The sequence below is a fragment of the uncultured Polaribacter sp. genome (assembly GCF_947501385.1).
GTDB lineage: Bacteria > Bacteroidota > Bacteroidia > Flavobacteriales > Flavobacteriaceae > Polaribacter.
In genome coordinates this window covers 1-10,985 of sequence record NZ_CANMVP010000051.1, presented here as the reverse complement: position 1 = coordinate 10,985, position 10,985 = coordinate 1, and the positions used below count along the sequence as shown (strand labels likewise).

11 protein-coding genes are annotated in these 10,985 nt (G+C 30.3%); 7 read left to right on the top strand and 4 right to left on the bottom strand.

The window, feature by feature from the left end:
- Window positions 1–103 precede the first annotated feature (103 nt).
- Both Q0998_RS18900 and pepT read left to right on the top strand, forming a co-directional pair.
- Window positions 104–229 carry a hypothetical protein gene (locus Q0998_RS18900; RefSeq protein WP_299672883.1) on the top strand — a complete coding sequence of 42 codons (126 nt, stop codon included), beginning with the start codon at window positions 104–106 and terminating at the stop codon, window positions 227–229.
- On the top strand, window positions 222–1,463 hold the full coding sequence (gene pepT / locus Q0998_RS18895) for a peptidase T (RefSeq protein ID WP_299672881.1): 1,242 nt from the start codon (window positions 222–224) through the stop codon (window positions 1,461–1,463). The genes Q0998_RS18900 and pepT overlap by 8 nt, the downstream gene beginning before the upstream one ends.
- Before the next feature lie 140 nt (window positions 1,464–1,603).
- Here the strand turns inward: pepT and Q0998_RS18890 are convergent, their stop codons facing one another.
- Window positions 1,604–2,143, bottom strand: coding sequence for a 1-acyl-sn-glycerol-3-phosphate acyltransferase (locus Q0998_RS18890; protein WP_299672878.1), 540 nt, complete (start codon window positions 2,141–2,143; stop codon window positions 1,604–1,606).
- A 91-nt stretch (window positions 2,144–2,234) separates the two neighbouring features.
- Between Q0998_RS18890 and rmuC the strand changes: the two genes are divergently transcribed.
- Window positions 2,235–3,575 carry a DNA recombination protein RmuC gene (gene rmuC, locus Q0998_RS18885; RefSeq protein WP_299672875.1) on the top strand — a complete coding sequence of 447 codons (1,341 nt, stop codon included), beginning with the start codon at window positions 2,235–2,237 and terminating at the stop codon, window positions 3,573–3,575.
- Here the strand turns inward: rmuC and Q0998_RS18880 are convergent.
- Together Q0998_RS18880 and Q0998_RS18875 are read right to left on the bottom strand one after the other, a co-directional pair.
- Window positions 3,572–4,747 carry a succinylglutamate desuccinylase/aspartoacylase family protein gene (locus Q0998_RS18880; RefSeq protein WP_299672872.1) on the bottom strand — a complete coding sequence of 392 codons (1,176 nt, stop codon included), beginning with the start codon at window positions 4,745–4,747 and terminating at the stop codon, window positions 3,572–3,574. The genes rmuC and Q0998_RS18880 overlap by 4 nt on opposite strands.
- On the bottom strand, window positions 4,747–6,633 hold the full coding sequence (locus Q0998_RS18875) for a CBS domain-containing protein (RefSeq protein ID WP_299672868.1): 1,887 nt from the start codon (window positions 6,631–6,633) through the stop codon (window positions 4,747–4,749). The genes Q0998_RS18880 and Q0998_RS18875 overlap by 1 nt, the downstream gene beginning before the upstream one ends.
- Before the next feature lie 307 nt (window positions 6,634–6,940).
- Here Q0998_RS18875 and Q0998_RS18870 point away from each other — a divergent pair, with 307 nt between their 5' ends.
- Entirely contained in the window at window positions 6,941–7,117 is a 177-nt protein-coding gene (locus tag Q0998_RS18870) for a hypothetical protein (protein ID WP_299672866.1), read from the top strand.
- A gap of 174 nt (window positions 7,118–7,291) precedes the next feature.
- Entirely contained in the window at window positions 7,292–7,477 is a 186-nt protein-coding gene (locus Q0998_RS18865; protein ID WP_299672863.1) for a CsbD family protein, read from the top strand.
- Between the two features lie 96 nt (window positions 7,478–7,573).
- Here the strand turns inward: Q0998_RS18865 and glyA are convergent, their stop codons facing one another.
- Window positions 7,574–8,848: a serine hydroxymethyltransferase gene (glyA, locus tag Q0998_RS18860; protein WP_299672860.1), complete on the bottom strand. Its 1,275-nt coding sequence runs from the start codon at window positions 8,846–8,848 to the stop codon at window positions 7,574–7,576.
- Window positions 8,849–9,045: 197 nt separating this feature from the next.
- On the opposite strand from glyA, the gene fahA reads away from it, so the two are divergent.
- On the top strand, window positions 9,046–10,323 hold the full coding sequence (fahA, locus tag Q0998_RS18855; RefSeq protein ID WP_299672857.1) for a fumarylacetoacetase: 1,278 nt from the start codon (window positions 9,046–9,048) through the stop codon (window positions 10,321–10,323).
- A 264-nt stretch (window positions 10,324–10,587) separates the two neighbouring features.
- Window positions 10,588–10,812, top strand: a complete 225-nt coding sequence (locus Q0998_RS18850) for a hypothetical protein (RefSeq protein WP_299672854.1) — start codon at window positions 10,588–10,590, stop codon at window positions 10,810–10,812.
- Window positions 10,813–10,985 lie beyond the last annotated feature (173 nt).

Below are 10,985 nucleotides of genomic sequence, written 5' to 3'. Positions count from 1 at the left end.
ATCTTGTCCTTCAAATTGTTCCATTATCCTAGTTTTATTGACTTAAATATACGGAAATTAAATGACTAACTCAAAATTTAAATATAAAAGTCTGCAAATTTATATGAAAATTAATGCGAATAAATCTTTAGTTGTAAAAGCTGAATTTTATGGCGATTCTTTAGTAGAAGAAAGAATTTGTAAGGCAATAACATTGATTGAAAAAATAAAAATTTTAGAAAATGATTGAGAAAAAACACATTACAGAGCGATTTATAAAATATGCAACCATAGACACAGAATCAGATCCTAACAACCCTGCGTTTCCAAGTACAGATAAACAATGGGATCTGGCAAGAGTCTTAGTAGCAGATTTAAACCGAATAGGAATGCAAGAGGTAGATTTAGATGAAAATTGTTACATCATGGCAACATTGCCAAGCAACATCACATCTAAAGTTCCCACCATTGGTTTTGTTGCTCATATAGATACAAGTCCAGATTTTACAGGAAAAAATGTAAAACCTAAAATTGTAGAAAATTATCAGGGCAATGATATTATTTTAAATGAAGAAAAAAACATCCTATTGTCTCCAGATTATTTTGAAGATTTATTACAATACAAAGGGCAAACATTAATTACAACAGATGGTACCACGCTTTTAGGTGCAGATGACAAAGCAGGAGTTACAGAAATTGTAACCGCGATGGAATATTTGATTCAGCATCCAGAAATTAAACATGGTAAAATTAGAATTTGTTTTACACCAGATGAAGAAGTTGGCAAAGGAGCTCATAAGTTTGATGTGGATAAGTTTGGTGCCGAATGGGCTTATACGATGGATGGTAGCCAAGTTGGAGAACTGGAATATGAAAATTTTAATGCAGCAAGTGCGAAAGTAACCATTACTGGTAAAATTGTACATCCTGGTTATGCAAAAGGAAAAATGATCAATTCGATGCAGATTGCAAATGAATTTATAGCTTCACTTCCACCAGAAGAAGTCCCTGAAAAGACAACGGGTTACGAAGGTTTTTTTCATTTACACGATATGCATGGCAATGTAGAACAAACCCTTCTAGAATATATTATTAGAGACCACGATTTAGATCTATTTGAAAAAAGAAAATATTTAATGCAAAGAATTGCATTCGATTTTAATAAAAGATTCGGAAAAGAACTGGTTGCTGTTGCCATAGAAAACCAATACTTTAATATGAAAGAAAAAATTGTGCCTGTTATGCACATTGTAGATCTTGTGGAAGAAGTATTAAAAGAAATGAATATTACACCTATAATTAAACCAATTCGTGGAGGCACTGATGGTTCTCAACTCTCTTTTAAAGGTTTGCCATGTCCTAATATTTTTGCGGGTGGTCATAACTTTCATGGTCGTTTTGAATATGTTCCTGTAGAATCTATGATAAAAGCAACCGAAGTGATTGTAAGAATTGCAGAAAAAGTTTCTGAAAAATTTGCATAAAAAAAGTCTCCAGTAAACTGGAGACTCAAATCATAGCGTATGCTATTCGTAAATAATTGACAATAAAGCCCCTAATCTTTATCAGCAAATACATTTACTTCCGCAAATTTACTAATTTTTTTTCGTAAAAACTATTGGTGTTACGATAATTCAGGGTTTTTCCCCTTTATTCCTTTAAAGAAAGTATAAAAAAATTCAAAATCTTTTGTCATATTCTCAGTAGTATAGTAAGGTTCAGAGATTTTTACCTGCTTTTTTTCAAAATCTAAAGTAGCCATTACAATCGGCACATTGGCACCTTTTGCGATGTAATAAAAGCCTGTTTTCCACTTTTCAACCTTTTTTCTTGTGCCCTCAGGAGACAAACCTAGCCTAAATTCTTCTTTAGAATTAAAAATTTTTATCACGGCATCTACCAAATTATTATTTTGAGTTCTATCTACAGGAGTTCCTCCCAAGGCTTTAAAAAAATACCCAAATGGCCATTTAAAAAGAGAGCCTTTGCCAATAAAATGAACCATGGTTCCTAAACTCATTCTTGTTAATATCGCAATCGGAAAATCTATCCAGCTAGTGTGTGGTGCAGCAATTACCACATATTTTTTAGGAGTTTTAGGAAATTTATTTTTTATTTCCCAACCCCAAAGCGTGCACAAAATAAATCTAGAAAAATTCTTCATTTATAGCTTAAAATATTTGTTTAAAAAATCTCTTATATAGAGTTTTATGTTGCGTTTTAAAGTGATAAATTTAAGGACTTAAATTTACATGATGTCAGAAATACTCATATACTTATTCATTGCTATAATTTTTGCTGTAATTGGCTTATTTATAGGGAAATTGCTTTCTAAATTAAATTTAGAAAAAGAAAAAAGTAGTTCAGAAAAAGAAAGAACCACATTAGAATTACAGAACTCTTCGTTGCAAGAAAATGTAAAAAACTCAGAAAATAAGATTATAGAACTACAAAGTGAGCTAAAATTTATTCAAAAAGAAAAAGAACATCTAATTTCCGATAAAACACGTTTGGAAACTGAATTTAAAAATACCGAAGAAAAATTATTGGTAAATAAGGGTGAAGTTGAAAAACTAAATGAAAAATTTACAAAAGAATTTGAAAATCTAGCGAATAAAATTCTCGATGAAAAATCGTCTAAATTTACAGAACAGAATAAAGAGAATTTAAAAACAATCTTAAATCCATTACAAGAAAAAATAAAAGGATTTGAAGACAAAGTAGAAAAAACGCACAAAGAAAGTATCGATTATCACGCCGCTTTACGCCAGCAAATTTTAGGTTTAAAAGAACTAAACCAGCAAATGAGTAAAGAAACTTTAAACCTGACCAAAGCATTAAAAGGAGATAACAAAATGCAAGGTAACTGGGGTGAATTGGTTTTAGAGCGTGTATTAGAAAAATCTGGCTTAGAGAAAGATAGAGAGTATTTTGTACAGCAAAGTTTTACGAATGATGAAGGAAAGAGAGTATTGCCCGATGTTGTGATCAGTTTGCCTGATAACAAAAAAATGATTGTAGATTCTAAAGTTTCATTAGTTGCTTATGAACAATACATTAATGAAGAAGATGAAATTTTAAAAGAACGATTTTTAAAAGAGCATATAAATTCTTTAAAAAGACATGTGGAACAGTTGAGTGATAAAAAGTATGAAGATCTATATAAAATAGAATCTCCAGATTTTGTGTTACTTTTTATTCCTATAGAACCTGCTTTTGCAGTTGCTTTGAATGCTGATACCAATTTATATAACAAAGCTTTTGAAAGAAACATTGTAATTGTTACACCTTCTACCCTATTGGCAACATTGCGCACAATTGATACCATGTGGAATAATGAAAAACAGCAACGAAATGCTTTAGAAATTGCAAGGCAAGCCGGTGCTTTATATGACAAATTTCATGGTCTTTTGGGTGATTTAATTGGCGTTGGAAAAAAAATAGATGCTTCTAAAACAGACTATAATGCGGCAATGAATAAGCTTTTTGAAGGAAAAGGGAATTTAATTACAAGTGTAGAAAAATTAAAGAAAATGGGCGCAAAAGCCAAGAAAGCACTTCCAGAAAATATTATAGAAAGAGCAAGTGAAGATTAAATAAACTTGCTTACTTTTCGATCTCTTTTTATAAAATAAAGCTTATCATTCTTAACTACCTTTTTTCTATACCCAAATAAATGAAATATTTCTGTAGCTAAATACTTGGCGGTTTTAGGATTCACAATTAAAAGATAAGGTTTCTTTTTTTCTGATGAAACACCAGGTAACAGTTTTAATATATTATGTATATGAAGTTTTCGAAGCACTCGAGAAATATTCAACCAAAATTTAGAAATTTTAGAAATGATAAAAAAACCATCATCTCCTTTTTTCTGATATAAAGGCATAAAAATGATACCATTTAAGGCAGAAACCACTTCACATTCGTTGCTAAATGCTAACAACTCGTCTTTTATAACTTTTTGAAAGTTTTTATATCCATCAATCATTTTAAATTGTTCAAAGGGTTTAATAGTATATTTGTAATCAATTTTATAAAAATCTTGTTGTTCATTAAATAACGATAATGAGTTTTTGTAAAAAGAATATTTTTTTACATGTTTTTTTTTAACACATTTAGCAGCAACCAAAGCTAACCATAAAAAAGCAACACAATTATCTACAGAATCCTTTTTTTCATGTTGACCGGCTTCAAAACCCAAAGCAACGTATCCATATTCATTAATATAAGTTAACAAAGGTCCATCTAAATATTCTTCAATGCCAAGAATTGTAGGAATAGAAAAATTAGAAGAAAATGTTCTATTATCTAAAGAATCGCTAATGGTTATAAAAGGCTGTGTATCTGAAGATGTTGTATGTAAGTCTAAAAAATAGAAAGGCCCATTTTCTTTTTGAAGGATTTCTTTTATAATTTCATAAATTTCTTTTTGCTCTTGAGATTCAATTTCTAAATCATCTTCTAAATATAATTTTAAGATTTTTTCTGAAGTCCAAACCCTATTTAAATCAACATTTTTAAAACGTATGTTTTCTGAAATAGCGTTTATATTTCCAGAAATCCCATAAAAATTTCCTTTTATTTTAATTTGCTCTGCTTCTATTGTTTTAAAAACTGTTAATAAGGAATTTATTCCTGCACGCTCATTCCCATGAATACCAGCAATAGCAATAACTGTAGGAGACTCTTTAGATCCTTTAACTTTTCCTAAAATTCTTTTTACAATAATTTTCTCATTAAAAGATTCAATTTCTATTTGTTTAATCATTAATTCTTTTTGATTTTTTCTATCTTTTCTAAATCCGTTTTTGTAAAAATCCCTACTAACCTACCGTCATCTATAACTACAATACTTGTGTTTTCTGAGACCATAATTAATTCTTTAGCTTCTGCGTAAGAGGTTTCTGGATTGGCAATATCAAAATTTTTATTCATAATGCTTTTTGCCACCATATTCATTACTTTTTTTGAAGAAAAGTTAAGATTTTCTAATTGATTTTTTTCAATAATACCCACAATCTTATTGTTTTTATTTACTACAGGAATATGGTGAATTTGTTTCCAATTCATAATTTTTAAAACCAACTTTAATAAATCATTTTCATGAACTACAAAAAGACTTGTTGTCATTATTTTGTATATTTTATTATATTTTTTATCACTTTTGTTTTGATAAAAATTAACAGATTTCCATTCTGAAATTGTTTTATTTGATTGTTGATTTTTATAAATATGCTCTGTTAAAGTAACATTAGATTCATAATTAGAAAGTTTTTTTCTTAATTCTCGTTTGTTTCTTATCAACCATTTACTACCAGTTGTATTGGTGTCAATTCTTTTTTGAATAATGTCTAAATAATACTCAATATCAGTATTATCTATATTTGATTTTAGCAAACCTTCTTTTGCCATTGGAATTAAAATATTCTCTACTATTTTTTTTGCAGAAATACCTTTCCCAAACCAATTAAAATATGTGTCTATTCCAGTTCTTGCTGCATTTATAAAATTACCACGAGCATCAGAAAAAGGCATTTTTAGCCATATATTCTCATACTCTTTTGGCATTCCTTGCATTACTCCAACCCATAAAAGTGCATTTGCTATTTCATCTTTAACAGATGGTCCAGAAGGAATATATCTATTTTCAATTCTTAAATGCGATGTATTCTCATGTACTCCGTAACATAATCGATTCCATTTATATAAAGTACCGTTGTGCAAATTGAGTGCTTTTAGTTTCGGCATAATTCCATTTTTGACAGATTCCAGAGAATTTTCTTCAAATTTTGAGGTAATTATTGGTGGATATCTGGCAATATCATCTGTAAACAATTCTAAAATAGATTCTTTTATCCAACTGTTCCCAAAAGAAACTCTTGGTTTTTGTTCTCTTGAAATGTGTGATGCATTCCGTAAATCGATACTTTGTTGAAATAGTGCAATTCTTGTTTCACTCCACAATTCTTTACCCAAAAGAATTGGAGAGTTTGCCATTATAGATAACAAAGGTCCAGCAATGGCTTGTGACCAATTATATTTATCAATGGCCTCTTCTGGATTAATTTGCAAATGAACTTGAAAACTGGTGTTACAAGCTTCAAATAAGATTGATTTGTGTTTTAAAATGAGTTCATCTACACCTTGAATGTGCAATTTAAAATCATTGCCTCTCATTTTTTTTAAAACCCTATTCAGTGTTTTATATCGTATATAAGGAGTAATATTTTTAAATACTAAATCTTTTTTTCTTAAGGTGGGAAGAATTCCAATAAGTATAATTTTATTATTTTCAATATCTTCAGCACCTTTATACCCTTTTTCTAATAGTGATGTTAGTTGATTTTCAATATTAGAAAAACATTTTTTTTTTAATTCGAAAGGATCTAAATTAATTTCTAAATTAAACAATGCTAATTCTGTAGTATAATGAGTATCGTTTATTTTTTTAAGGATTTTTAGTGCATTTGTTGAAGGTCTGTAATCTTTATCTACGATGCATAATTCTTGTTCTGCTCCCACTCTTTGAATACCTGTTTCAAACAAGTTATTTTCAATCATAAATTCAAAAGCTTCTATATCATTGAGTAAATGACGTACAAATTCTTTACGATCTTTTTGTGTTTTAATTGCTGTAACAGATTGTGAGCCCATATTGAACGCATTGTTGCGCTTCTAAGTTCGGGTAATCTTTAACAATTAAATATGATAAATATCAGTAGAAAAAAGCATGTTTTATTATCCTACTTTTAATTCATAATTAATCCAATAAATTTTTTGATTTTTGAATCATAAGAACTAATTTATTTTTGTAACACAATGGTTAGATTTATATCTGTGGATGTTGGTAATGAAAATTAAAAGAATAATAGTTTTTATCTTTTGAGTTCTTTTTTCTTTTGATATTGTTAAAGAAATACTTGTATTTGCTTTAAATTTATCCAATATAAAACATCAAATTATGTCAAATAAAGAAAGATCAAGTGCAGAGAATATAACAAAAGGAAATTCAGGAGATGTACATGAAAGAGGCTTGCATCCTTTAAAAGGAACTGTAAAAAAAGGATATAAAGATCAAGATAGCAGTAAAGATCGTTTAAAAGTTGAAAACAAAGATATCAGCGAATCAAGTACATAGCGCTACTGACAACTCTAACGAACGAGTGGCAGATAAAATTCAAAATTCTGATAAAAAGTAACCAATTCCTTTTGAGTTACAATTTGAATTGATTCTGTTAAAAGCCTCTTTAGAAATTATTTAAATTTGTAATATTATAAACCAGTACTAGTTTTAGTACATAAAAATATGATTATGAATTCAGATACTAACGAAGGAAAATGGAAACAAATTAAAGGAGAATTTAAAGAAAGATTCGGTAAAGCAACAAATGATAATTCTACTGAAGCAGAAGGATCTTTTGATAAATTGGTCGGAGAAATTCAAGAAAAATACGGAGAAACTCGTGAGAATATTGAAAAAGAAGTAAGAAGTTGGTAAACCCAAGTTTTATAAATCTAAAAAGCATCAAGTAAAAACTTGATGCTTTTTTTATGTGATATCCACAAGAATGAAATATTGAAAACCGCTGCGTGGTTACATTACGAATAATCTTCTTGCGCTCATCATATCAGAAACACGCTCTCCTATATCTTTTAAAGCTTCATCGTTATTTGCATTTTGCAAAGCTTCATCTATAAAATCTACAACCGCTTTCATATCGGTTACTTTTAACCCTCTAGTTGTGATTGCAGGAGTTCCTACTCTAATTCCAGAAGTTACAAAAGGCGATTTATCATCAAAAGGCACCATGTTTTTATTTACAGTAATGTCTGCTTTTCCTAAAGCAATTTCTGCATCTTTTCCAGAAATATTTTTATTACGCAAATCAATCAACATACAATGATTGTCTGTACCACCAGAAATTAATTGGTATCCTTTTGCTACAAATTCTTTTGCCATGGCTGCAGCATTTTCTTTTACTTGAATTTGATATTCTAAAAATTCATCTGTTAAAGCTTCTCCAAAAGCAATGGCTTTTGCAGCAATTACATGTTCTAAAGGACCACCTTGATTTCCAGGGAATACAGCAGAGTTTAGTAACATAGACATCATCTTTGGTTTGCCACTTTTTAAAGTTTCGCCAAACGGATTTTCAAAATCTTTACCAATCATAATCATTCCCCCTCTTGGACCACGTAAGGTTTTATGAGTAGTAGTTGTTACCACATGGCAATGCGGTAAAGGATCATTTAAAATTCCTTTTGCGATTAAACCAGCAGGATGAGAAATATCTGCCATTAAAAGAGCATCTACACTATCTGCAATTTTTCGAAAGCGTTTAAAATCGATGTCTCTAGAATATGCAGAAGCACCAGCAATAATTAATTTTGGTCTTTCTTTTGTTGCAATTTCTTGAATTTTATCATAATTTAAAACACCCGTTTCCTTTTCAACACCATAAAACACAGGATGGTATAATTTTCCAGAAAAATTTACAGGAGAACCGTGGGTTAAATGACCACCGTGAGACAAGTCGAAACCTAAAATAGTATCTCCAGGCTTAATACAGGCAGCAAAAACAGCTGTATTTGCCTGAGAACCAGAATGCGGTTGTACGTTTACATATTCGGCACCAAACAATTCTTTGGCTCTGTCAATGGCTATTTGTTCTACAATATCAACAATTTCACAACCTCCATAATATCTTTTTCCAGGATATCCTTCTGCATATTTATTGGTTAAAATAGAACCTTGTGCTTGCATTACTTGATCACTTACAAAATTTTCTGAAGCGATTAATTCCAAACCATTTAATTGTCTTTCTTTTTCTTCTTGTATCAAGTCGAAAATTTGATTGTCTAGTTGCATTGTTGTTATTTTAAATAAACATCAAAAATAACAAAAAACCAAATCCAATCAGAGAAGTTTCAAGGATATTTTCAAGAACTTATGAAGATTTATTCAATTCAAAAAAAAGCTGTGTTAAAAATTAGTTATTGATGAATTTTCATTCTAAAAATGAAAAAAAAATGCATAGATTTGATGAAATATAAAGATAGAAGAGAATGATTATAACAGCAAACAATCCCAATAGAAAATCGTGGCTAAAAGTGGCAAAAGATTCAGATTTTCCGATACAAAATATTCCTTTTGGTGTTTTTATAACTAGGGATGATATTATTACGATTGGAAGTAGAATTGGCGATTTTGCGATAGATTTAGGTGCCTTTCATCAGTTAGGTTATTTTGAAGGCATCCCTTTAACAGACGATATCTTCTTACAAGATAATTTAAATGATTTTATTGCAGATGGCCGTAAAACATGGCGTTTGGTAAGAAATAGAATTGCAGAAATTTTTGATGTAACCAATGGATCTTTGCGTGATAATGCAGATCATAAAGATAAAATTATCTTTAGAATGGACGAAGTGGAAATGTTATTACCGGTATCTGTAGGAGATTATACCGATTTTTATGCAAGCAAAGAACACGCTACCAATGTAGGTTCTTTGTTTAGAGATCCAGAAAATGCATTGTTGCCAAATTGGTTGCACATTCCTATTGGGTATCATGGTAGAAGTTCTTCTATCATTCCTTCAGGAACGCCTATTAGAAGACCTTACGGACAAACAAAACCTTCTGAGGGAAGCAATACACCTAATTTTGGCCCTTCAAAATTAGTAGATTTTGAATTAGAAATGGCTTTTATTACCACAGATGCCAATGTTTTAGGAGAAAGAATTCCTATTGAAGAAGCAGAAGAGTATATTTTTGGATTGGTACAGTTTAACGATTGGTCTGCAAGAGATATTCAAGCGTGGGAATATGTGCCTTTAGGTCCCTTTTTAGGAAAGAATTTTGCATCCACAATTTCTCCTTGGATTGTAACTTTAGATGCTTTAGAGCCTTTTAGAACAGACAACCCGAAACAAGTTCATGAGCCACTACCCTACTTAAAACAAGAAGGAAAAAGAAGTTATGACATTCATTTGCAAGTAGGAATTCAGCCAGAAAATGGTGAAGAAACGGTAGTTGCGAATTCGAATTTTAAATACATGTATTGGACCATGGCGCAACAATTGGCGCACCATACAGTAAATGGTTGTCCGGTAGAAGCGGGTGATATGATGGGTTCTGGAACCATTTCTGGCCCAACAAAAGACAGTTACGGTTCTATGTTAGAACTAACTTGGCGCGGACAAAACCCGCTAAAATTAAAAGACGGAACAACACGTAAATTTATCAATGACAACGATACTGTAATTATGCGTGCACATTGTAAAAACGATACCATTCGTATTGGTTTTGGTGAATGTGTTGGTAAAGTATTACCTGCGAAATAATCAGCTTTATACTATTATTATTTAGAACTGTCATTCTAAAGTTTAAACTGAGCTTGCCGAAGTAAAGGCAGAAATCTCGTAATAAAAACTTCAAAACCTCACTCCTATTTTTTTAGTTGTGAGGTTTTTTCTTTTAAAATACTTCTTGTTACCGATTGACTTTCTGCTTAAAAATTCTAACTTCGCTTATATCAATTATTTATTGTAAAAATAGATGTTGGTTTTTGTGAAATTTAGCTGTTGTATCAACCATAAAATTATATTATGAAGTTAAACCTATTGTCTTGCGATGCTCAAAGACCAGATAAAAGAGCCATCTCTAAATGCATTTTAGAAATTTCCTCTGGTATGAGTGCTTCTTTGTCTAATGAATTGACAGAGATTCTTTTAGAGAGAGATCCCGTAGACATTGAAGTCCCTGATAAAAATGCAGGTTCTGCTTTAAGAACACTAAGAAAACTAAGTATTGATTATGAAATAATAGAATAAATCTGTTTTAAGATTAACCTCTTTTTTTAAATAATCATTATGTAGCATTTTTTTACCAACTAGTATCTTTTATTCTCTTTTAGGTTTAATACCTCGGGCTTGCCTCGTTAATTATTACTATTTTGTGCCTCGATGTCACAAAATAGTAAATATATCCATAAGAGTCATAATGT

What these genes read in the sequence shown, in the direction of transcription:
- Q0998_RS18900 (WP_299672883.1), top strand. Translation starts at nt 104, where the DNA reads ATGAAAATTAATGCGAATAAATCTTTAGTTGTAAAAGCTGAATTTTAT.
- pepT (WP_299672881.1), top strand. Translation starts at nt 222, where the DNA reads ATGATTGAGAAAAAACACATTACAGAGCGATTTATAAAATATGCAACC.
- Q0998_RS18890 (WP_299672878.1), bottom strand. Translation starts at nt 2,143, where the DNA reads ATGAAGAATTTTTCTAGATTTATTTTGTGCACGCTTTGGGGTTGGGAA.
- rmuC (WP_299672875.1), top strand. Translation starts at nt 2,235, where the DNA reads ATGTCAGAAATACTCATATACTTATTCATTGCTATAATTTTTGCTGTA.
- Q0998_RS18880 (WP_299672872.1), bottom strand. Translation starts at nt 4,747, where the DNA reads ATGATTAAACAAATAGAAATTGAATCTTTTAATGAGAAAATTATTGTA.
- Q0998_RS18875 (WP_299672868.1), bottom strand. Translation starts at nt 6,633, where the DNA reads ATGGGCTCACAATCTGTTACAGCAATTAAAACACAAAAAGATCGTAAA.
- Q0998_RS18870 (WP_299672866.1), top strand. Translation starts at nt 6,941, where the DNA reads ATGTCAAATAAAGAAAGATCAAGTGCAGAGAATATAACAAAAGGAAAT.
- Q0998_RS18865 (WP_299672863.1), top strand. Translation starts at nt 7,292, where the DNA reads ATGAATTCAGATACTAACGAAGGAAAATGGAAACAAATTAAAGGAGAA.
- glyA (WP_299672860.1), bottom strand. Translation starts at nt 8,848, where the DNA reads ATGCAACTAGACAATCAAATTTTCGACTTGATACAAGAAGAAAAAGAA.
- fahA (WP_299672857.1), top strand. Translation starts at nt 9,046, where the DNA reads ATGATTATAACAGCAAACAATCCCAATAGAAAATCGTGGCTAAAAGTG.
- Q0998_RS18850 (WP_299672854.1), top strand. Translation starts at nt 10,588, where the DNA reads ATGAAGTTAAACCTATTGTCTTGCGATGCTCAAAGACCAGATAAAAGA.